The following is a 21,106-nucleotide window of genomic DNA, read 5'->3' as shown; positions in this document are numbered from 1 at the left end:
GCCCATATGAAAAAAATATTCATCCTCATTTTCCTTTTTATCTGCACTTTAAGTGCCTCGGCACAAGTGTTCACTGGGATGTCAGAAATTGACAAATCAAAGAAAGAAGGAGTTTATACATTTGTAAATACGCAGGAAAAGTATGCCAAAGCTAGCTGGAAAGCGTATTTAAGTAAATTTGGCAAGGTGATCGAAGGCAAAAATGGATCCTTTTCTAGTTCCGATTTAAAGATTTCAAGTATTTCGGACAGTCCATTAATCGTCGTTTCTAAGGTTTCAGAAGAAAATAAAAAGGTTAAACTATTTATTTCGATTGCGACAGGATCTGATGACTACATTCAAACTGGACATGCTAAAATTAGCGAGGCTAGCGCCTGGATCGAAGATTTTATAAAAATTGTTGATTTAGAAGAAGGTGTTAGAGTAGAAGAAAATAAGTTAACTGAGTTACTCTCTACTCAAGGAAAAAACAGCAAACAAGCTGAACGTTTGGTTCGTGAATTAGATTCTAATCAACGCCAAATTAATAATTTAGAGGAGCGCTTGAAGGAGGCCAAAATTGAGAAAGAAAAGATTTTGACGAATCAGGTTCAAAATAAATTAGATCAAAAAACCACTGAAAGTGATATAGCCACCCAAAAAATGGCTGTGGACACAGCGAAACAGAAAATCAAATGAGAAAAGGACTAATCGCTGTTTTTACGATTTTGTTTTTTTGCAATTTTGGCAGAGTAGAATATTCAGCTCTTAATCCTAAGGCAAAAATAATACTTGTAGATTCTTCTGCGAAAGCAATGCCAGCGAATTCGCCTAAGTTAAATAAGCAAGATTTAACAGAGCAGGAATCAACGGAAACATCGGAAGAAAGTAGAGGCTGGTCTAAATACATTGCGATCGGGATTAAATCATTTTTTGCCGCATTACTTAAGCTTTTGATAGCCTAATATGCTATCCTACTCCATTTCAACCTCTATTCAAGCCCCTGTCAGCCATGTAAAAGATCTTTTTACAGCTGATTTATTGCTAAAATTATCGCCCCCCTTCCCGCGCGTATCCCTTCAACGATTCGATGGATGCAAAAAGGAGGACCAAGTTATTCTTGAAATAGATATCATAATTTCTAAATTGACCTGGAGTTCTCTCATAACAGAGGATGTCGATACTACAGATGAATGGTATTTTATTGATCAAGGAGTGAAGATGCCTTTTGGATTACAATACTGGCAACACAAGCATCGAGTGAAGAAAATCACGGAACTAAGTTGTGAGATAATCGATGAGATTTCTTTCGACACGGGAAAGCTATTTTTGAATTACCTTCTTTTCCCTTTTCTTTGGGGAATGATTTTCTACCGAATACCATTTTATAAAAAATATTTATCCCTCATCGACCCGCTATGAAATTAACATTAACTAATAAAATTATCATCGGATTTATCCTCGGTCTAGTACTAGGTGAATTCTTTTTCTTGTATTTCGAACCTGAAGTAAGTCAAGATTTAGGAGCTAAAGTCCAAATCGTATCCAAGATTTTCCTCCGCCTGATCAAAATGATCGTAGGGCCCTTAGTATTCTGTACGCTTGTGGTCGGAATTGCTAAACTGGGGGATTTCAATGCAGTAGGACGTATAGGGATAAAAACGATTGGCTATTTCTATTTTGCCACTATTCTTTCTTTAGTTACTGGTTTAGTTGTGGTAAATATAACACAACCGGGTAGCTTACAAAGCTGGCCAAAACCAGCAGCCGGAACAGCAACAGGCATAGACGCCTCTAAAACAAAAACCTTAGAGGACTTTATTTTACACATATTTCCAGATAGCTTTTTTAAGGCTTTGGCAGAAAATGAAATCCTTCAAATTGTTATTTTCTCTCTGTTTTTTGGCGTAGCCCTCGGTTCTATCGGAGAAGTGGGCAAACGCTTGATTCATGTGTTTGAAAACTTAGCAGAGGTCATTTTCAAAATGGTTAATTATGTCATGGAAGTGGCTCCATATGCTGTATTTGCAGCAATGACCACGGTAGTAGCTAATAAAGGTTTGAGTATATTAATCAGCTATGGCTATTTAATGTTATGTTTTATGGGCGGCCTTTTGTTCTTCACCGTTGTAATCTTGTGGATCATTTGCTTAGCGAACGGAATAAAATACTGGAAACTATTAAAAGAATTAAAAGAAGCCTTACTCATTTCATTTTCAACGGCGAGTTCCGAGGCTTCTTTTCCTCAAACGATTGCTGCATTAGAGAAATTTGGCTGTAGCAGACGTATTGTCGGCTTTGTTTTGCCCTTAGGATATAGCTTTAATCTAGATGGTTCGATGTTATATATGACATTTGCCACTGGATTTATTGCGCAAGCTTATGGCGTCCACCTGAGTTTAGAACAACAGATCACCATGCTGTTAACGTTAATGATTACGTCCAAAGGAATAGCCGGAGTACCGCGCGCTTCCCTGGTTATCATAGCGGGAACCTTAACCATGTTTAATCTTCCAGCGGAAGGAATTGCTCTATTACTGGGTGTTGATCCGTTTTTAGATATGGGTAGAACGGTGACGTCGGTCGCTGGGAATGGCGTGGCTACTTGTGTAGTTTCGAAATGGGAAGGAGAATTTAATCCGCCTTTGGCTGATTAAAAGTCATTTGTACCGCTTTTCGAGCGGGGATAATGGAAGCCAAGAAAGTGATGACAATCACTACCAGTGCTGTCATTAAGAAATCAAGCCATTCCATCTGTAATGGATAAGCATCAATTAAAGCGTTCGGGATTCCTAAAGGGATAATTCCGAACGTTTGTTGTATCAAGCCCAAAGCAAAGCCTAATCCCATCCCCACCAGGGCTCCACTAAAACTAATTAATAAACCCACCGAGAGAAAAATACGCAATAATTGCTTTTTAGTAATCCCCATAGCTAATAAGGTTCGCAGGTCTTTTCTCTTTTCAATGACTAAAAGTGATAAGGCATAGAAAAGAGTGAACGAGGCTATCCCCATAATAAATGCCATCAGAATAAATACAAATAGCTTCTCAATCTTGATGGCACGTAATAAAATGGCATGTTGTTGGTCTCGGGTTTGGACTTGAAATGTAGACCCTATAATTTTTTGAATAGCTGCCTGAACCTCCCTATCGTTAGCGCCATCCTGCAACATTATATCCATTCTTGAAACGGAATTTGTATCTGATAAAGTCAAATCCCGCATCCATTTTAAAGGCACGATTATCATTTGGTTATCGAATGTCTGCTCTACTTCTAATACCCCTGATGGGAAAAATGCTTTCTGATTTGCAGCATCTACATTAACCTGAAACTTAGCTAAAGCTTTTTGATTAGGATACCAAGCCTCTATAGGATGATAAATATCTTCAAAATTCATCCCCATAGCCATAAAAACACCAGCCCCAACCATTCCGTAGGGATTTCCATCATATTCCACTAAGTAATCTCCATCCACTACTTGATTTTTTAACCGTTTAGACGAAATAAAGGACGAATCTACACCTTTCAGTGTAACTACTAATTGCTTGCCATTATACCGAATTAGGGCTTGATCTTCGAGTATGGATTGAACGGAGCGCACGCCGGACACAGCTGCTATCTCTTTGATTTTAGACGGACTCACGGAAAATCGAGTTTCTGAACTAGAAATGAGTGTTAAATCTGGGTCAAAGGTTTTGAATAAACCCCTTTGGAAATCTTCTAAACCATTAAATACGGACAATATCAGGACCAAAGCCATCACTTCCACCCCCACTCCTATCATAGATATACGGGAAATCAAGGTGATAAAACTCGCCTTAAATGGGGAAAAAAAATACCTTTTCGCGACAAATAAGGAAATGCCCATTGAATTAATCTATTTCATCTGCCACCCTATTTGGAATTTCATCCTCTGCAGGTGGAATAACTAAACCTTCGAATAAGGCCTCAATTTTAGCTGCATAAGCTGCCGTATCGTCTAAAAAGAATACTAAATTAGGGATGATACGCGCTTGCTTGCGAATACGAATGGCTAAGGCATTACGAATCGCTTTATTTCTATTATCTAATTCGTCCATGACAGACTCCCTGTCATCAATTAATAAGAAGCTTAAATAACAACGAGCCACCGAAAGGTCAGGGCTAATCTTCACCTCTGTGACGGTTACCAGTCCTTTTCCAAAAATCTCTTTAAATTCTTTCTGAAAAATATCACTTAAATCTTTCTGTATTTGACGGCCAAATTTTTGCTGACGCTTCGTTTCCATGCTTGCTCTCTTTATCTAGGTCTTTTTATCTCAAAAAACACCTACAAATTTCATAATAATAATTGGAATCACCGTAATTTAGCGCTTTGTTTAGCCAAATATGTTTCAATTTATCAAATCCAATAGCTTAATTTCTATCCTACTCTTCGTGGTAGCAGGTGGATTTTTTGCATTTCTGCAGACTCAGCAAGGATTTAGTTTTTTCCCATGGGAAATAAAGAACTATTTAATTGGCCAAAAACTAAATCAAGGATTTCGACTCTACAAAGATATTCGAGACAATACGGGTCCATTTGCCACTGCATTTTACCAATTTTTGGATTTTTTATCTATTCCCATATCATCTAACCCCTACATCGCATTTGGCATTATCAGCCTTCAAGCTTATATTTTCCACCAGACTATCAGACAATTTGAATTAATGCCTAAAATGGGTGGAATGGCCTTTGGGATCTATCTTTTGTTATTCCACTTAACCATGGAATTTCATGTACCTGATCCAGCCTTGATAGGCCTAACATTTCTTTTATTAGCTTGGAAAGAAATTATTCAACAGCAAAGAACCTTATTAGTGAATGACCGGGTATTTTTAGTTGGCATTTATCTTGCCACCGCTACCTTGTTTTTCCCTGCCTATTTTTGGTTACTTCCCTGGGCCATTTTAAGTTTATTATTCTATTCTGGTATTTCAATTCGACAAATACTACTCGTTTTAATAGGCTATCTATTCGTGTTAGCCATTACATCCATTGTATTTTCCTTCCGAGGAAACCTTCCCTATTTATGGCAAGTATACCGTAATTCAGCCTTCGAGTTTCAACTAATTTCTCAAAAAGAAGGTCTACAAGTTCTCCTTTTTTATGCTCCAGCCATTGTATTTGGAATCTTCGGCCTATACAAAGTGGTAGGCAATCCCAAGATTCGTGCACACGCCCAAAAAGCACAACAAACAACCTTAATCTGGTTGTTTTTCAGTCTAATTGCCATTACCAATTTTCCCGCATACCATCGAATCAATTTTGTCCTTCTATTGCCTCCATTTGCCTATTTAGGTCTAAATATATTTTATTTACTAAAAAAATACTGGCAAAAAGAACTACTATTTTTAGTTTTATTGGCCTCTGTATTTTTCACTTATAGACAAGATAGTGGGACTATACAAACAACGCATAAAATCCCAATAAGTGGCCAAAAACTGCTGATTTTAGGACCAGAAATCGAAGAATACCTTGGTAATGAAATGGTGGGCCCTTTTGTAAATTGGGATTTAGCAAAACCTCTTTTGAGCAATTTGAATTCCTATAAAAACGTCATTATCGTTCAGGAGTATTTTGTAAAAGATCGACCGACCTATATCTATGATTCAGAGGGTTATTTTAAAAAAATCGAGCAACATCTTCCCTCTATAACGCAAGAATACGTTTTAGTAGGTCCTAAATTATACCGCAAAAAATAGCTTAGCAACAAGAAATCTTGTTGACCCGACCTTGGTGACGACCTCCCTCAAAAGGAGTATCTATAAATACCTGCAAACAAGCCTTAGCTTCGTCTAAAGAAATAAAACGTACAGGCAAACACAAGATGTTTGCGTCGTTATGTTGACGAACTAAACTAGCTACTTCCGTATTCCACGCTAATCCAGCACGAATTCCCGCATGCTTATTCGCTGTGATGGCAACCCCATTCGCACTTCCACACAATAATAAACCAAAACTCACGTCCCCTTTCTCGACAGCTTCGGCTACGGGATGAGCAAAATCTGGATAGTCCACTGAATCCGCTGAATACGTACCACAGTCTTTTACAGAGATCCCTTGAGCCTCTAAAAAGACGATTAGATCATTCTTATAATCAAAACCAGCGTGGTCACCGCCTACTGCAAAACTTAATGGAGCATTCATAAATTTGTGTTTTATTTATTGCAAAGGTAAAAGGAATAGTCCTACATTTAGGAAACAATTTTGAAAATTATGACGGAGAACAGCTGGAAAGAGGAAGAAGAAAAAATCAAACAAGCTTTTGGTGATAAAACCTGGGCTCAGATTAAGTCGGAGGAATCGTGGAGAATATTTAAAATCATGAGTGAGTTCGTGGAGGGCATTGATAAATTATCGAAGATTGGCCCTTGCGTTTCCATTTTTGGCTCAGCTAGAACGAGTCCTGACAATCCCTATTACAAGATAGCAGAAGAAATTGCCGCTAAACTAGTCCGCCATGGATATGGAGTTATTACAGGTGGTGGACCAGGAATTATGGAAGCGGGAAATAAAGGGGCAGCGAGTGAAAGAGGGCGTAGCGTAGGTTTGAACATCGAATTGCCTTTCGAGCAAACACCTAATCCCTATATCGATTCCGATAAAAATATGAACTTCGACTTCTTCTTTGTTCGCAAGGTCATGTTCGTAAAATATTCTCAGGGATTTATCATTATGCCAGGCGGATTTGGTACGCTAGATGAGATGTTTGAGTCCCTTACTTTGATCCAGACACATAAAATAGGTCGTTTCCCGGTGGTTTTAGTCGGAAAAGAATACTGGAGCGGTTTAATCGATTGGATGAAAAAGACGATGGTGGCACAGGGAAATATTCACGAGGAGGATCTTGAATTATTTGCCCTAGTAGACACGCCTACGGAGGCAGTTCGTGTCATTGACGACTTCTATGCGAAGTACTTATTGAAACCTAATTTTTAGAAAAGAAGCGTTTTATATCTTCCAAAGTCAAGGCATTCAAAGTCAATTCCTTTAAGAGCCCCCCTTTTCTGCCTACTTTAACTCCCCATTCCATATCCCTCAAACCTGCGATGGCATGGGCATCTGGATTAATGGAAACATAAACACCTTTGTCCATTGCCTCATAAATGTGGCGCCAATCTAGATCTAAGCGGTAAGGACTAGCGTTTAATTCTATCGATACGCCATTCGCTTTGCAGGCATCTAAAATTTTCGACATTTGAAGTGGAAAACCTGGTCTTACTAACAACAAACGTCCGGTAGGATGACCTAGAATAGACGTAAATGGGTTTTCAATAGCTTTCATGACGCGTGGCATCGCTTTTTCTAGATCCATCATTAAGCCCGCATGCACCGAGGCTACCACATAGTCAAAGGAGGATAAAACGGAGGCGTCATAATCCAAACTACCGTCCGGTAAAATATCCGCTTCTATTCCTTTCAAGATTTGGAAATCAGACCACTGTAAATTCAATTGATCTATTTCAGCGTGTTGTCGAAGCACATCCTCTTCTTTAAGTCCTCCCGCATAAGCCGCATATTTAGAGTGATCCGCTATGCCAAAATAGCTCAAGCCTAAGGCTCGACAAGCTTCAGCCATTTCGCTAAGGCTATTTTTACCATCTGAATAAGTAGAGTGATTATGCAAACAACCGCGTAAATCCTCGTAGTTCACTAGCGCTTTATCCCCCAGATTCGCAGCCCATTCAAATTCCTGCAGTCCTTCTCGCATCTCGGGTTCAATATAAGACAGATTTTGGCTGGCATAAATATGCTTTTCATCGGTCAACTCTTTACCCTCAAAACGCTCATAAAAGTGAACCTGCGTTAAATGCTCCGGGCTTGCAGACAAAGCAAAAATTTTAGAAACAAACTCAGATGAAGAGGCAAAATGAATTTCAACGGGAATCAAATGTCCCTTCGCAAACCCTCGCCAAGTAAATGGTGAGGATTCTTTTAGATCTTCATCTAAAGAATCGATTGATTGTAAATGACTTGAAGCACCAAATAGGTCATCCGTCTCTACTAAAAATACAAGGGATGAAATCACCTCACAATTTCGTCTTAACTCTCCAACAATGGACACTTTTGTAAAAGTGGTGCATAATTCTTGTACGATTTCATCCGCTAAATCTTGCGCCTTGTTTATACGCAATTTGCTGGAATTAGACTTAATGAAGTGTATATTTAAGGTAACACTTTCGACAACGGCTCCGCCAAAACCTTTCAAATTACCTAATCTACCATCTTCACAGGCGGCTAATAAATCATCGATTTCCGTAATCTGTAATTCTTGCCAAATCGTACGTACTTTTTTAGGTCCTAATCCTTTAATCTTCAATAGCAATAATAAACCTGGAGGTGTCTGTTCGATGATTTGTTCCATATCCGAACAGGTACCTGAAGTTGCCACATCTTGCACTATTTTAACCACCACCTTCCCTACACCAGGAATTGCGAGTAATTCATCCTCCGATAAATTAGCTATCAATCCTGGAAATTTATCAAGACCACGCGCAGCAAAGGCTAAATTTTTACTCTTAAATTCATTTAGCCCATGCAGATCCCAAAGCTTTACTAAGAGCTCGAGTACGTCTACGATTTGATCATTTTCCATGGCTACAAATATAAGCTAAAATAAAGTGGCTCCCTCTTTTGCCAGTAACCATTCTTTGCGCCACAGTCCTCCACTATAACCAACTAGTTTACCCGTCGAACCGATTACTCGATGACAAGGATAAAAGAGTAAAATGGGGTTTTGGCCGTTAGCATTACCGATAGCTTGAGCTGCTTTAGGCATTTTGAGGCGTTTAGCTATGTCAAGGTAGCTGACTGTTTGCCCTTTCGGGATATTTTTTAATTCTTGCCAAACACTCTGTTGAAAAGGCGTTCCCACCTTCGGGTCAATGGGAAAAGGTGCTAAATTTCCTGACTCAAAATACGACTTCAATAGGTCTTTAATTTGTTGAGCTTCAGCAGGGTGTTCGATTACTTCTGAAAAAGCTTGCTCTACAAAAGAACAAGATTGCAAACCATCATCTGATAATTGAACATGCAAAATTCCAATGGGACTAGAGAAATAAAAAGTAGAGATAGCCATAAGACATCAATATCAGACAAAAAATGGTAAATTTCCAATAATTAAAAGGCTATTTTAGTAAAATATAAAAAATTATAAAGCTTTGGAAAATCAATCCAAAAATAAAATTCTAAATTATCATCATATCAAGCATTTAAATAATCAATGGCATGAATTTTTCCTTTAAAGGCTACGAAACAGACGGATTTTTCGATGAAATGTTCCAAGCGGATGGCAGTGTGCGCGGCGGATATGAACACTTCAAGGAACGCGCAGAACAACTCACACAAGAAGAGTTTTTGCGCCGTCAGCAATCGGCAGAAAGAGCCTTAATGGCCATGGGAATCACCTTCAATGTGTATTCAGAAAATGAAGGCACCGAGCGCATCATGCCCGTGGACATCATCCCCCGCATAGTCGAAGCGAAAGAATGGGAAAAAATTGAAAAAGGACTTATTCAGCGCATCACGGCATTAAATCTATTCCTAAACGATATTTATTCCGATCAAAAGATCATCCGAGATGGCATCATACCTGCAGAGATTATTCATTCCTCTAAGGACTTTTTAAAAGCCTGCATCGGAATTAAACCTGCCAAAAACATTTATATACACATTACTGGAACCGATTTAATTCGAGGAAGTGACGGGGAATACATGATTTTGGAAGATAACTTACGTTGTCCATCCGGAGTTTCCTACATGATGGAAAATAGGGAATTATTAAAGCAAACTTTTCCCGAAGTGGTCGCCAAAACACAGATTAGATCCATTTCTGATTACCCCAATAAGTTATTAGAAATGTTACGTTTCATTAGCGACCGACCCGATCCGACCGTTGTCGTATTAACTCCAGGTATCTATAATTCAGCCTATTTTGAGCACTCCTATCTCGCTCAACAAATGGGGGTAGAACTAGTAGATGCGCGTGATTTAGTCGTTCATGAAGGCTATGTAAAAATGCGTACCACAAAAGGTTTTCAAATCGTCGATGTTATTTACCGACGAATCGATGATACATTTTTAGACCCTAAAGTCTTCAACCCAGATTCCATGATTGGAATTCCTGGTATTTTTGATGTGTATAAAAAGGGCAAAGTAGCCATCGCGAATGCGCCAGGAACAGGCGTGGCAGACGATAAAGTGATCTATGCCTATGTCCCTCGCATCATTAAATACTATTTAAATGAGGAGCCCATCATTCAAAACGTCAAAACCTACATTTGTTCCGAAGAAGAGGATCGCAACTACGTGTTAGCGAATATCGAGAAACTCGTGGTGAAAGAGGCGAATGAGGCAGGAGGCTATGGTATGTTAATAGGACCAAAGTCTACCAAAGAAGAACAAGAGAAATTCAAAACCTTGATAATTAACAATCCAAGAAATTACATCGCACAGCCGACTATTTCTTTATCGAGGGTACCTTGTTTAATCGAAGATCACGCAGAGGGCCGGCACGTAGATTTACGTCCTTACATTTTATATGGAGATGGAGTGAACGTCATGCCAGGTGGATTGACGCGGGTGGCCTTAAGAAAAGATTCGCTTGTGGTGAATTCTTCGCAAGGGGGTGGGTCGAAGGATACGTGGGTTATGTATTAGGTTTTCGGGGTCTGAATCGTTGAAAGATCAAATGATTCCGCCCCCGAAATCCTACTACATAAAGAAGGGAAATTGACAGGCCAAATAATTTTGCCGCATACACATTACTACATATCTGTGGGGAAAATTGGAATGATTCCGCCCCTCAAACAGTAGACAGTGGTCAGTGGACAGTAGTCAGTAGACATTAGAGTATAGATTAGAGAGTAGAGACACCGAACTGATTACTGTCTAGTAATTACAGACAACTGTCCATTGACACCATACTCATCAAAAAAGGGGCCTTCGCCCCTTTTTTGATTCCACCTTTATACTTTGTGCTTTATGCTCTATGCTTTTAAAAATCAAGTGCTATCCTAGCTCTTGATTTTTAAGCAAATCCTCCATCGTCTCTCTCTTCCGAATCACTCGCGCCACGCCACCATCTACTAAAACTTCGGCAGGAAGAAAACGAGAATTATAATGAGAGGCCATGGTGAAACCATAGGCTCCAGCATTAGCCATCGCTATAATATCACCTTCTTTGACCTCATTTAACAGACGCTCATTTTCTTTGCCTTTAAAGTCAAAAGAGAAAGTGTCTGTCTCACAGATATATCCGCTTACTCGGTAGGCGGATTGTTTAGAGTTGTCCTGATTAGAGGCATTAAAAATATAATGGTAGGCACCATACATCATGGGGCGAATTAGGTGATTTAAACCTGTGTTAATTCCTACAAACGTTTTCACCGGATCCAGTTTTACGACATTGGTTTCCGCTAAAAAAGTTCCAGCTTCACTGACTAAAAACTTGCCTGGTTCTACCCAAAGGCGTAATTCACGACCATATTTAGCACAAAATACGAGAAAGGCGTTGCTCATTATTTGGCCTACTTCTTTCATATTAACCCCTGGGTCTTCTGGAGAATAAGGCACTTTAAATCCACCACCTAAGTCGATGATTTGCAAGTCTTTAAAGTCGTAAGCAAAATCAAAAAGCGCCGAAGCAGCTTGTTCAAAGGTCTTACCGTCTTTTATATCTGAACCGGTATGCTGGTGCAAGCCGATCACTTGCATGTCATATTTCTTAATAATGGCTAGAATCTCCGCTTTTTGATGAATCGAAATACCAAATTTAGATTCCGGATGAGCTGTCATTATTTTCTCATTTCCACCCCCAAAAACGTGTGGCTTAATGCGAATCAAACAAGGCTGTGAGGAGCCATAAGTGGCGCCAAACTTTTCGAGTACCGATAAATTATCTAAGTTAACTATTGCCCCTTTTGAAACGGCATATTCAATTTCTGAAAAATGAACTCCAGATGGCGTAAAAGTGATATTTGAACCTTCATAACCTGCAATCAAACCCATCTCTAATTCCTGTGGAGACACCACATCCATATCCACACCATTCTCCTTCATTAAACGCAAAATGGACAAATTGGTATTGGCCTTTACAGCATATTTAATGGTCAAATCAATTCCCTCAAAAGCGGCTCTTAAAACCGAAATTTTTTCCCTAATTTTGTTAGCATCGTATACATAAAGAGGTGTACCAAATTCTTTGGCCAAATCTGTTAAAGGAATGTTCTGAATTGAATAATATGCCATAAGGAAAATTGTAAGCCACAAAGATACTAATCTAACGAACATGAAAAGAATATTTATCGCCTTATTCCTCTTAGCGCCCGTATTCCTACAAGCCCAAATTAAGAGTGGTCCTATGTTAGGCTATTCCGAAATGAAAGAGGTTTTAGTGTGGGTACAGACAGAAAAATCAGCGGATGTGACTATTCAATATTGGGAAAAGGGGGGAAATACCAAGCATAAAACAGATCCCATTCATACCGAAAAATCCACAGCCTACATCGCTAGAATAATCGCTGATGAGGTTTCAATGGGGAAAAAATACGAGTACGAGGTATATGTGAATGGCAAAAAAATGGCCTTTAATTATAGCTTAGAGTTTCAAACACAAGATCTTTGGCAATATCGCCATGATCCTCCTGCTTTTTCTTTTATTTTCGGGACTTGTAATTATGTCAATGAAGAAGCGACCGATCGCCCAGGAAGAGGCTATGGCGGCGCAGATGAGGTTTATGCTGCCATGCATGCAAAGAATCCTGATTTTATGCTGTGGGGAGGGGATAATTTCTATTACCGCGAGCCAGATTATACACGAACTGGAATGATTCACCGCAATGACCACGCACGCGCTGTAAAATCAATGCAGCCTTTATTAGCGAATGTGCACCAGTATGCGATTTGGGATGATCATGATTATGGCCCCAATGATTCTGACCGTTCTTTCCCACTAAAAAATACGTCATTAGAGATGTTCAAATTGTATTGGGGTAATCCTAATTTTGTATTCCCTAACGAAGGTATTACAGGTAAATTCCAATGGGCTGACGTCGAATTCTTCTTGATGGATGACCGCTGGAACAAGGCTCCTAATGAATTAAATGATCCTAATAAGGACTACTGGGGCGCCAAACAAATGAATTGGCTACTAGATGCTTTAATCTCCTCTAAAGCGAGCTTTAAATTTATCGTGAACGGAGGCCAGGTGATTAGCCCAGCTAAAGTTTTTGAAAATATGGCCAATTACGAGGCCGAGAGAACCTATTTATTGAAAGAATTAAAGAACCGCAAAATACCTGGTGTTCTCTTTTTATCTGGCGATCGCCATATCTCTAACTTGAACAAAATGGAGCGTGAAGGAACCTATCCTTTATATGATTTAACCGTTTCTCCCATGACTGCGGGAAAAGCTGATGCGGTGAAGCAGGATTATAACGCGACATTGGTGGAGGGGACTTTGCTACAAGAAAGAGCTTTCTCTAAAATCGAAGTCACAGGACCATTAAAAGACCGTACCTTAACTATCACTCTTTTCAATGTAAAAGGGGAGACATTATGGACTAAAGAAATTAAATCAAATCTCCTAAAATAAGTATGGAAGTAGTATTAAACCGTTTAGATCAAGATTTTCACTTTGAGGCCAAAGGCTCCTCTCCCATTCCCGTGCACATCGATGCCGCGGAAGGAATCGGTGGTCATAATGCTGGCGCACGCCCCATGGAACTCTTATTAATGGGACTTGGTGGTTGCACCGCCATCGATGTGATCTTAATCTTAAAGAAGCAAAGACAAGTCGTAGACGATTTTCAAATCCGCGTTCAAGGGGATCGCGAAAAAATCGAAGGGACAGAGAAATCTCCATTTCATCAAATAAACATTCAATTTGAATTAAAGGGGGAAATCGATGGTAGTAAAGCCCTCAAAGCTATCCAAATGTCCATGGACAAATATTGTTCTGCCACGGCTCAATTAGAGCCCAGTGCTACCATTACCCATACCTTACTTTTAAACGGAGAAAAATTCGACGCCTAACATGCAAGTATATTTAGATTTATTGACACATATTAAGGAAAATGGCACTTTCAAATCTGATCGTACTGGTACAGGAACGACGAGTGTTTTTGGCTACCAAATGCGCTTCAATTTAGAAGATGGCTTCCCACTAGTAACTACGAAAAAGACACACCTTAAATCCATCATTCATGAATTATTGTGGTTCTTAAAAGGCGAAACTAATATTGGGTATTTAACCGAAAATGGTGTGCGCATTTGGGATGAATGGGCAGATGAAAACGGGGACTTAGGTCCTGTATATGGAAAACAATGGAGAAGTTGGGAAGGTGCTAATGGGGTTGTTATTGACCAAATAAAAGAGGCCGTTCAAACCCTAAAAACTAATCCTGATTCTCGACGCATTATCGTCAGCGCTTGGAATGTAGCAGACTTGCCTAAAATGGCCTTAATGCCCTGCCACGCCTTCTTTCAGTTCTATGTAGCGGATGGAAAACTGTCCTGTCAATTATACCAACGCTCTGCCGACGTATTCTTAGGTGTACCCTTTAATATCGCCTCTTATGCCTTGCTAACGATGATGATCGCTCAGGTATGCGATTTAGGATTGGGTGATTTTGTTTGGACCGGTGGCGACACCCACCTATATAGCAATCACATGGAACAGGTTGAATTACAATTATCCAGAACGCCTCGATCATTGCCTACCATGAAAATAAATCCAAACGTAAAGGATATTTTAGACTTCCAATACGAAGACTTTACGTTAGAAGGATATGATCCTTATCCTGGGATAAAGGCGGCTGTCGCGGTATAAAGCACAGAGCATAAAGCACAAAGAATAAAGGTGGAATCAAAAAAAGCGGCAGTAGCCGCTTTTTTTGATGGGTATATTAAACATTTCATGAATCATCGCCGGAGGCGAAACCACCTTTATGCTTTATGCTCTGTGCTTTACTATTTTACTCCCCCTTCAGCTGCTAAAATCCGACAATCCTTATACTCCTCATCAATGAAGATGAACACGTCGTCTTTAGCTTTCATGAACCACTTTTCAATAGCATTGTTCTTCTTGCGCGATAAGGTGATTTGAGCCAGTTTTTGGTAATCGTCTTTTAGGTTCGCAAAATGAGGAGGATGCTTTGCTTTGTAATATAAAATTCTAACTGCAGAGCGTCCATCATCCGTACGGAATGGAATAGGCGTTGAAATGGTACCTACTTGCATGGAATCAATCGCAAAGAACAAAGCTGGATCCATAGTGCCATCATAGGTTAACCGGTTCGCCCCATTTGATAAATCCATTAAAACGCCGCCAGCATCTTGAGTAGGTTTATCCTCCGAAAATTCTTTAGCAGCTTTTTCAAATGTGGTAGAATCGCGTTGTACAAGAACTCGAATACTATCTAAAAATTTAGTAGGGTCAGTCAGATCTAATTTTTGATAATCCGGTCTTAATAAAATATGGCGAGCATGGTATTCTTGACCTCTGATCTCCAGCAATTGAATTAAGTGAAATCCAAATTCTGATTCGACAACCTCAGACATTTGATTCGGTTTCATACGTAAAGCAGCTGCCTCGAAAGGGGCAACCATTGCTCCACGTTTGGCAAAACCTAAATCACCACCCCGTTTTCCTGAACCTAAATCTTCCGAATGAACTTTAGCTAAATCTTCAAAACTTTCCCCTTTCTCTACACGACGACGGAAGTCCATCAGTTTCGCATACAATTCTTCTTTTTGATTCTTATTAGGCTTAGCGATTCGGATGATATGACTAATCTCCACTTCTGCAGGCAAATAAGGTAAGGAATCCCGAGGTATTTCATTGAAAAAAGCAGCCACTTCCTTAGGCGTGATTTTTACATCATCCGTAATCTTATCCTGCATTTTCCGGCCTGTTAATTGCTCTTTCAAAGATGAACGTAAATCTTCCTTCAAAGTCGCTATTGATTTACCGTAGGCTTCTACAATGTTTTTGGCAGAACCATACTGTCCTTCCATCTGTTCCATCCGGCTAGTTAATTCAGCCTCTATACGCTTGTCTTCTACGATTACAGAGTCAATCTCTGCTTTTGCAAGCATGAGCTTATTTACAACTAAACCCTCTAAAATTTGGCAACGATTAGGTGCGTCGGCCTGGCCACTAGTAATGTATTGCTGGTATTGATTCTCCACCTCAGATTTTAAAATGAAGTAATTGTCCACCTTCACAATGATGCGATCCAATACATTCTTATTTTCCACCTCTTGTGCAAAGGCAGATAAACTCCCTAGAACCAAACACCAACCTAAAACCCAACGATTCAATTTCATATATTTAATTTTTCAGTATTTTTTCTAATTCCTCTGTCTTAATTACCACTGGATATTGTTGTTTTAATTTAGCCACCCATTCCTTCTCTAATTGTTCTTGGTAAGCGCGAATAACTAATCCACGAGCTTCTTCAAAACTACGTAAACGCTCAGGCTCTACTTTCTTCACTTCAACTACGGCAAACTTACCTGCAGTTTCCCATGATTTTAAACCAACAGACCAATCAATTGCATCTATTATTGATGATTCACCTTTCTTAAAATAACCCTCTTTCACTTCAACACTCTTAGGTTTTAGGGCGTTGAATCTTTTTACTAAATCCTCAATGCTTAAAGAATAAAATCTGAATGAGACTCTAGCATTTTTTTCTTTTACCGTCTTTGAAATTATTTTCAAATTAGCTTCATCCTTTTGAATAATTCGTTGTGATGAAATTCCCTTTTTGGTTAAATATTGTACTATTTTATTCGAACGAGTCTCTGATAAACTATCATGTTCGGATCCATCTCTATGACCAGAAATTTCCACAATATAATCTGCATTTTTTGCCATGGTAACATACAATTCATCCAATAAATGAAGAGCTGGTTCCTGTAATTTAGTATCACTTAAAGGAAAAATAATATCTGAAATTTTCTTATTCATTGAATAAGGAGCCTGTTTCATTTGCCCTGAAACATCAGACAAAGTCTTCTTAGAATCAGCAACAATCAATTTAGCTTCAATTCTAGCGGGCATCATAAAACTTAATCGATTTTCACTATAATATTTACTTTGGCCTAATGAATCCAACGATCTGTTAATTACCTCTCGATCGATCATTTTACTATATAAACTACCTATATAGAATTCTGTCATTTGATCCTTAAAAGCAGGGTATTTAACTTCTAAATTCTCTTCTTCAGATTGCAAAGTTTCTCTTGCAATCAATTCATCTAGGTATTTTTGTTCGCCTACCTGTGGAAGATACCCTAATGTTTTTACACTCCTTCTTTTTTGATTTTGAACAAAAGTATAAAAGTCACCTACATTAAATGTCTTATCCAATACGGTGAATAGAATTTCCTTTAAGAAAGGTTCGTCACCTGATCTTTCCACACTAGCACGTTCAAATGCAGCTTTTTTTGTAGCCTCATTTACTACTACCTTGTTTTCAAAACGAACACGTTTAATAAAGGCTTTTTTTATAAGCTCTTGACGATCTGGATCAGTTAATACTTTTTGCTTTATAAATTCATACATTTCCTCGAAAGTTAGCAGAGATTTTTTATCAATTAATTTGAAAATTTGCCAACCTAAATTTGTACGAACAGGTTTAGAAACATCCCCTAATCGCTCTAATCCAAATAACTCATCTTGCAGTTCCTCACTTAAATCGGATGAAAAATACCATCGTCTGATTTCTCCACCTCTACTACGGGAATATGGGTCATCTGAATAATTTTTACAAACTAATTCAAAAGATTCTCCTGCTTTTAAATAAGCTTCGACCTGTTCAATTTTCTTTTTAGCATCAAGTTGAAGACTTGAAGGAGCGTCCACAGCGGCAGAAATAATAATATGGGCTAAACGTATTTTTCCTGAATTAGGTCTTTGATTTAAAATCTTCACAATATGATAGCCACTGGTTGTCCTGAATGGTTTAGAAAACTCTCCTATTCCAATAGAAAAAATAGCATTCTCAAAATCATATGTAGTCTGAAGAGAGGATATATACCCTAAAACCCCTCCTTTAGAAGCTGACATTTCATCTTCAGAGAATCTCGTCGCTAATTGAGCAAAATCTTCTCCTGCCTTTAGTTTTAAATATATATTTTGAATTTTCTGATAGGCTATAATGGTATCAGCTGAACTTGCATTCTCCCCTAATTTGACTAAAATTTGACTTAACTTTTTCTCCTCCTTCATACGCTGATATGCCTCTTTTACTAAATTATCAGCAGTAGGCATATCGATCAAATAAGGAGCTGCTAATTCCTTTCGAAAACTAATATACTCTTCCTTAAATTCCGCTTCATCAGCAATTTTCGCATTCTCTGCGGCGAGAACTTTTAATTGATAATCAATGTAATCAGCTAAAAATGCTGATTGATTATCCTTGGTAACACTATCAGACTCAATTAATGGCTTGTACGTTTTTAAAAACTCATCCGATGAAATGTATTTATTACCTATTTGAATAAGGGAAACATTTTGTGCCAGTGAAACTATAGGCATACAAAACACTAAAACAATAAATAATTTTAATTCTTTCATAACTGATAAATAAGCTTACAAAATTACGAATAATCCCTGACAAACACGGTTAATCTACATTAATTTGAACAGTATACTGATATTCATAAGCGTCGATTGCCTTTCGCCCCCCTATCCATTTTCCTGTTCTGACAGAAGTCTTCACTGAATCATAATCCCACTGAGTCTCAGACACGCCTAATAAATCTTTTACGTCTAATTCACTGATCCAGTCTAAGCCAAATGAACCCGCTTTCATCCCCCATAAAAACCAGGCTACTGGATTTTCTGCTGAGATTAATGCCAAAGGCAAAGCCAATACACCACTGATAGAATTAAATCGATTTACCCATTTTTTCGTGGGTTGATAATCTTCTATTTCAAAGAGAGAAAGCTGAAAACTGGCTTTTTGGCCCGGTTTCAAACGAACAACTACACTCTTTATTGTATCTAATCGAATCACCTGCCCTTTCTTTACCCGTCCTATATAGGAGGAAAAAACCTGAACTAGCATCACTTTCCCGTCTTCTATAATTCCGATAGCTCCCACCACTAGAAGCTCATCCCCTAAAAGTTCCTGAGTCTTTTTTACATTCAAAGATTGTGGTGAAACACGAATTTGTTTTTCCATTTGCCTTGCAGGCGCTGCAGACATAGGTAGAGCGGGCTTGCGGGCACAAGAAAAAAGCCCAACAAGGAAAATAAGCAGTATTAAACGCATGGAGCAGGTTCTTGCTGTGTCAAACAATGAAAACTACCCTGTCCCCAAATAATCTCCCGAGCAGACAAACCGATCACCGGCCGATCCGTAAATAATTGACTTAATATACCTAAGGCAATTTCATCTTGTGGACAATTAAAAGTAGGTACTAAAACACCAGCGTTGCAGATGTAAAAATTAGCATAAGAACCGGGAGCCCTAAATCCATCAATCACCACCGCATCAGGCATCGGAATCTCCACAATTTGTAAGGAAGAACCATCCAAGAGTGTCATTTGCTTTAATTCAGCCAGATTAGCTGCTAGGACGGCATGGTTTTCATCTGATTCGTTTTGCTCCACCATCGCAATAACGGTATTCGCATTCACGAAACGAACCGTATCATCGATATGCCCATCTGTATCATCGCCTGCGATTCCGTCAGACACCCAAAGCACCTGTGAAACTCCATAATAATTAGTTAAATATTCCTCGATTTGAGCTTGATTAAGATGTGGATTGCGATTAGGGTTTAGCAAACAAGAGCGACTTGTCAACACAGTTCCTGCTCCATTAAATTCCACTGATCCCCCTTCCATGATAATTCCTGGTGAAGCGATAGCGAGCTGAAGACGCGATGCAATCGAATGAGGCAAGGCATTATCATCTGAAAATGGCGGATATTTTCCACCCCAAGCGTTGTATTCCCAATCTATCACTAAGCGATCTGAAGTGCCTTCTTTTACTAAAAAAGCGGGGCCATGATCCCGGCACCAGGCATCGTTTGTAGGCTGCACATTGAATTCGATTTTCCCTGGATCAATTCCATATACCGGTAATTGGCCTTCTACAAAAGACTTCAATTCAATCGAATTAACATTAATTCGGACTTGTTCCCCTTGTGAAATCGCCTTAATCAAGGCAAAATATTCCGGATACATTTGACCTAATTTCTCTTTTTGCCACGAGTGGTCATTATGTGGAAACGTGATCCAAGTAGCTACATGAGGATGCCATTCGGCAGGAAAAAAGTATCCTTCTTCTTTAGGAGACATGAGCTTAGGCTTTTATACGTTCTGCGATGATTCGCAGACCTTCTAATGTAATTAATTTGTTTACCTCATCGAAATAGGAGGCTAATGGGGTCAAAATTGAGGATAATCCCCCTGTCGCCACTACCTGTAAATCTCCATTTTTATCCTGTTTCACTCGGCTAATCATCTCCTTCACCATACCCACATAGCCCCATAAAATTCCAGCCTGAATGGCTGAAACCGTATCGGTGCCTAAATTAAATTCGGGCATTTCGAGTGGAACTTCGGGTAATTGAGCTGTTTGGGAAAATAAAGATTTAACCGCGGTCTTTAAACCTGGCGCAATCGAAACGCCTTCCATTTTACCTTCCGCATTCACTAAAGTAAAGGTTAAGGCTGTACCAAAATCCACGATCAGTACGTTTGATTTATAATTTTCATGCGCGTAAACCGCATTTGCCACTAAATCTGAACCGATTTCTTCTGGAACAATTACTTGAATCGCTAATGATTCATATAATTTCGGATTCATCACAGCTGGTGAAAAACCTAGCCATAGCGCCAAACCACGCTGGATTTGTGGTGAAATAGAAGGGACAACGGAAGATATTAAGGCCAAAGAGGGTAATTTATCCCCTAGTTCTTTAGATGCCCATTCCTTCTTAATCCAATTCACAACCCCATTCGCACTCCAGGGCTGATGTGTAGGCGTACGTAAAACCGCCTTCCAGATCTGATCTTCATAAAAACCAAACACGATATCCGTGTTCCCCACATCCACAACTAATAACATCTGTCTCGTTT

21 protein-coding genes are annotated in these 21,106 nt (G+C 39.1%); 10 read left to right on the top strand and 11 right to left on the bottom strand.

The genetic code is table 11. The features are described from left to right. The first annotated feature begins 6 nt into the window (after positions 1-6). The 4 genes from ACST14_RS00530 to ACST14_RS00515 are packed head-to-tail and all read left to right on the top strand — an operon-like array spanning position 7 to position 2,636. Complete coding sequence (locus ACST14_RS00530; RefSeq protein ID WP_459459493.1) at positions 7-678, top strand: zinc ribbon domain-containing protein; 672 nt, start codon at positions 7-9, stop codon at positions 676-678. Beyond that, complete coding sequence (locus ACST14_RS00525) at positions 675-944, top strand: hypothetical protein (protein WP_459459491.1); 270 nt, start codon at positions 675-677, stop codon at positions 942-944. The genes ACST14_RS00530 and ACST14_RS00525 overlap by 4 nt, the downstream gene beginning before the upstream one ends. Before the next feature lies 1 nt (position 945). Then, on the top strand, positions 946-1,401 hold the full coding sequence (locus ACST14_RS00520) for a hypothetical protein (RefSeq protein WP_459459489.1): 456 nt from the start codon (positions 946-948) through the stop codon (positions 1,399-1,401). Then, positions 1,398-2,636, top strand: a complete 1,239-nt coding sequence (locus ACST14_RS00515; protein WP_459459487.1) for a dicarboxylate/amino acid:cation symporter — start codon at positions 1,398-1,400, stop codon at positions 2,634-2,636. Before ACST14_RS00520 ends, ACST14_RS00515 begins: the two co-directional genes overlap by 4 nt. On the opposite strand, the gene ACST14_RS00510 is transcribed toward ACST14_RS00515, so the two are convergent. Both ACST14_RS00510 and rbfA read right to left on the bottom strand, forming a co-directional pair. After that, on the bottom strand, positions 2,614-3,849 hold the full coding sequence (locus ACST14_RS00510; protein WP_459459485.1) for an ABC transporter permease: 1,236 nt from the start codon (positions 3,847-3,849) through the stop codon (positions 2,614-2,616). The two genes, ACST14_RS00515 and ACST14_RS00510, sit on opposite strands and share 23 nt — an antisense overlap. A gap of 4 nt (positions 3,850-3,853) precedes the next feature. Then, positions 3,854-4,249, bottom strand: a complete 396-nt coding sequence (gene rbfA / locus ACST14_RS00505; protein WP_459459483.1) for a 30S ribosome-binding factor RbfA — start codon at positions 4,247-4,249, stop codon at positions 3,854-3,856. 100 nt (positions 4,250-4,349) lie between these two features. Here rbfA and ACST14_RS00500 point away from each other — a divergent pair, with 100 nt between their 5' ends. Then, positions 4,350-5,705 carry a DUF6427 family protein gene (locus ACST14_RS00500; protein WP_459459481.1) on the top strand — a complete coding sequence of 452 codons (1,356 nt, stop codon included), beginning with the start codon at positions 4,350-4,352 and terminating at the stop codon, positions 5,703-5,705. Between the two features lies 1 nt (position 5,706). Here the strand turns inward: ACST14_RS00500 and rpiB are convergent, their stop codons facing one another. Beyond that, entirely contained in the window at positions 5,707-6,150 is a 444-nt protein-coding gene (gene rpiB / locus ACST14_RS00495) for a ribose 5-phosphate isomerase B (RefSeq protein ID WP_459459479.1), read from the bottom strand. A gap of 69 nt (positions 6,151-6,219) precedes the next feature. Here rpiB and ACST14_RS00490 point away from each other — a divergent pair, with 69 nt between their 5' ends. Continuing rightward, a complete protein-coding gene (locus ACST14_RS00490) occupies positions 6,220-6,942 on the top strand; it encodes an LOG family protein (protein ID WP_459459477.1) in 723 nt (240 codons plus the stop codon). Here the strand turns inward: ACST14_RS00490 and ACST14_RS00485 are convergent. Then, positions 6,932-8,599 (bottom strand): PHP domain-containing protein, encoded by a 1,668-nt coding sequence (locus ACST14_RS00485; protein WP_459459475.1) that lies wholly within the window; start codon positions 8,597-8,599, stop codon positions 6,932-6,934. The genes ACST14_RS00490 and ACST14_RS00485 overlap by 11 nt on opposite strands. A gap of 15 nt (positions 8,600-8,614) precedes the next feature. Further along, positions 8,615-9,082 carry a methylated-DNA--[protein]-cysteine S-methyltransferase gene (locus ACST14_RS00480; RefSeq protein ID WP_459459473.1) on the bottom strand — a complete coding sequence of 156 codons (468 nt, stop codon included), beginning with the start codon at positions 9,080-9,082 and terminating at the stop codon, positions 8,615-8,617. Between the two features lie 149 nt (positions 9,083-9,231). On the opposite strand from ACST14_RS00480, the gene ACST14_RS00475 reads away from it, so the two are divergent. Next, the gene (locus ACST14_RS00475; protein WP_459459471.1) at positions 9,232-10,662 is read left to right on the top strand and encodes a circularly permuted type 2 ATP-grasp protein; all 1,431 of its coding nucleotides are present in this window, start codon (positions 9,232-9,234) and stop codon (positions 10,660-10,662) included. 351 nt (positions 10,663-11,013) lie between these two features. Here ACST14_RS00475 and lysA read toward each other — a convergent pair whose 3' ends face one another. After that, the gene (gene lysA, locus ACST14_RS00470) at positions 11,014-12,252 is read right to left on the bottom strand and encodes a diaminopimelate decarboxylase (RefSeq protein WP_459459469.1); all 1,239 of its coding nucleotides are present in this window, start codon (positions 12,250-12,252) and stop codon (positions 11,014-11,016) included. A 40-nt stretch (positions 12,253-12,292) separates the two neighbouring features. On the opposite strand from lysA, the gene ACST14_RS00465 reads away from it, so the two are divergent. Genes ACST14_RS00465 through ACST14_RS00455 form a run of 3 tightly spaced genes read left to right on the top strand, consistent with a single transcriptional unit; the run spans position 12,293 to position 14,833 of the window. After that, positions 12,293-13,597: an alkaline phosphatase D family protein gene (locus ACST14_RS00465; protein WP_459459467.1), complete on the top strand. Its 1,305-nt coding sequence runs from the start codon at positions 12,293-12,295 to the stop codon at positions 13,595-13,597. 2 nt (positions 13,598-13,599) lie between these two features. Beyond that, positions 13,600-14,037, top strand: coding sequence for an OsmC family protein (locus ACST14_RS00460; protein WP_459459465.1), 438 nt, complete (start codon positions 13,600-13,602; stop codon positions 14,035-14,037). A gap of 1 nt (position 14,038) precedes the next feature. After that, positions 14,039-14,833, top strand: coding sequence for a thymidylate synthase (locus ACST14_RS00455; RefSeq protein ID WP_459459463.1), 795 nt, complete (start codon positions 14,039-14,041; stop codon positions 14,831-14,833). 140 nt (positions 14,834-14,973) lie between these two features. Here ACST14_RS00455 and ACST14_RS00450 read toward each other — a convergent pair whose 3' ends face one another. From ACST14_RS00450 to ACST14_RS00430, 5 genes are read right to left on the bottom strand one after another with little or no spacing between them, the layout of a single operon-like run. After that, positions 14,974-16,332: a peptidylprolyl isomerase gene (locus ACST14_RS00450; RefSeq protein WP_459459461.1), complete on the bottom strand. Its 1,359-nt coding sequence runs from the start codon at positions 16,330-16,332 to the stop codon at positions 14,974-14,976. A gap of 4 nt (positions 16,333-16,336) precedes the next feature. Then, positions 16,337-18,589, bottom strand: a complete 2,253-nt coding sequence (locus ACST14_RS00445) for a peptidylprolyl isomerase (protein ID WP_459459459.1) — start codon at positions 18,587-18,589, stop codon at positions 16,337-16,339. 49 nt (positions 18,590-18,638) lie between these two features. After that, complete coding sequence (locus tag ACST14_RS00440; protein ID WP_459459457.1) at positions 18,639-19,289, bottom strand: hypothetical protein; 651 nt, start codon at positions 19,287-19,289, stop codon at positions 18,639-18,641. Then, on the bottom strand, positions 19,280-20,323 hold the full coding sequence (locus tag ACST14_RS00435) for an agmatine deiminase family protein (protein ID WP_459459455.1): 1,044 nt from the start codon (positions 20,321-20,323) through the stop codon (positions 19,280-19,282). Before ACST14_RS00435 ends, ACST14_RS00440 begins: the two co-directional genes overlap by 10 nt. Positions 20,324-20,327: 4 nt before the next feature. After that, positions 20,328-21,095, bottom strand: a complete 768-nt coding sequence (locus tag ACST14_RS00430; protein WP_459459453.1) for a type III pantothenate kinase — start codon at positions 21,093-21,095, stop codon at positions 20,328-20,330. Between the last annotated feature and the right edge of the window lie 11 nt (positions 21,096-21,106).

It is taken from the genome of Aquirufa sp. A-Brett2-15D (assembly GCF_054558735.1).
This window is presented reverse-complemented; position numbering and strand designations above follow the sequence as displayed.

Bases quoted from the DNA above. Each gene is read 5' to 3' on its own strand.
- ACST14_RS00530 (WP_459459493.1), top strand. From the start codon at position 7: ATGAAAAAAATATTCATCCTCATTTTCCTTTTTATCTGCACTTTAAGT.
- ACST14_RS00525 (WP_459459491.1), top strand. From the start codon at position 675: ATGAGAAAAGGACTAATCGCTGTTTTTACGATTTTGTTTTTTTGCAAT.
- ACST14_RS00520 (WP_459459489.1), top strand. From the start codon at position 946: ATGCTATCCTACTCCATTTCAACCTCTATTCAAGCCCCTGTCAGCCAT.
- ACST14_RS00515 (WP_459459487.1), top strand. From the start codon at position 1,398: ATGAAATTAACATTAACTAATAAAATTATCATCGGATTTATCCTCGGT.
- ACST14_RS00510 (WP_459459485.1), bottom strand. From the start codon at position 3,849: ATGGGCATTTCCTTATTTGTCGCGAAAAGGTATTTTTTTTCCCCATTT.
- rbfA (WP_459459483.1), bottom strand. From the start codon at position 4,249: ATGGAAACGAAGCGTCAGCAAAAATTTGGCCGTCAAATACAGAAAGAT.
- ACST14_RS00500 (WP_459459481.1), top strand. From the start codon at position 4,350: ATGTTTCAATTTATCAAATCCAATAGCTTAATTTCTATCCTACTCTTC.
- rpiB (WP_459459479.1), bottom strand. From the start codon at position 6,150: ATGAATGCTCCATTAAGTTTTGCAGTAGGCGGTGACCACGCTGGTTTT.
- ACST14_RS00490 (WP_459459477.1), top strand. From the start codon at position 6,220: ATGACGGAGAACAGCTGGAAAGAGGAAGAAGAAAAAATCAAACAAGCT.
- ACST14_RS00485 (WP_459459475.1), bottom strand. From the start codon at position 8,599: ATGGAAAATGATCAAATCGTAGACGTACTCGAGCTCTTAGTAAAGCTT.
- ACST14_RS00480 (WP_459459473.1), bottom strand. From the start codon at position 9,082: ATGGCTATCTCTACTTTTTATTTCTCTAGTCCCATTGGAATTTTGCAT.
- ACST14_RS00475 (WP_459459471.1), top strand. From the start codon at position 9,232: ATGAATTTTTCCTTTAAAGGCTACGAAACAGACGGATTTTTCGATGAA.
- lysA (WP_459459469.1), bottom strand. From the start codon at position 12,252: ATGGCATATTATTCAATTCAGAACATTCCTTTAACAGATTTGGCCAAA.
- ACST14_RS00465 (WP_459459467.1), top strand. From the start codon at position 12,293: ATGAAAAGAATATTTATCGCCTTATTCCTCTTAGCGCCCGTATTCCTA.
- ACST14_RS00460 (WP_459459465.1), top strand. From the start codon at position 13,600: ATGGAAGTAGTATTAAACCGTTTAGATCAAGATTTTCACTTTGAGGCC.
- ACST14_RS00455 (WP_459459463.1), top strand. From the start codon at position 14,039: ATGCAAGTATATTTAGATTTATTGACACATATTAAGGAAAATGGCACT.
- ACST14_RS00450 (WP_459459461.1), bottom strand. From the start codon at position 16,332: ATGAAATTGAATCGTTGGGTTTTAGGTTGGTGTTTGGTTCTAGGGAGT.
- ACST14_RS00445 (WP_459459459.1), bottom strand. From the start codon at position 18,589: ATGAAAGAATTAAAATTATTTATTGTTTTAGTGTTTTGTATGCCTATA.
- ACST14_RS00440 (WP_459459457.1), bottom strand. From the start codon at position 19,289: ATGCGTTTAATACTGCTTATTTTCCTTGTTGGGCTTTTTTCTTGTGCC.
- ACST14_RS00435 (WP_459459455.1), bottom strand. From the start codon at position 20,323: ATGTCTCCTAAAGAAGAAGGATACTTTTTTCCTGCCGAATGGCATCCT.
- ACST14_RS00430 (WP_459459453.1), bottom strand. From the start codon at position 21,095: ATGTTATTAGTTGTGGATGTGGGGAACACGGATATCGTGTTTGGTTTT.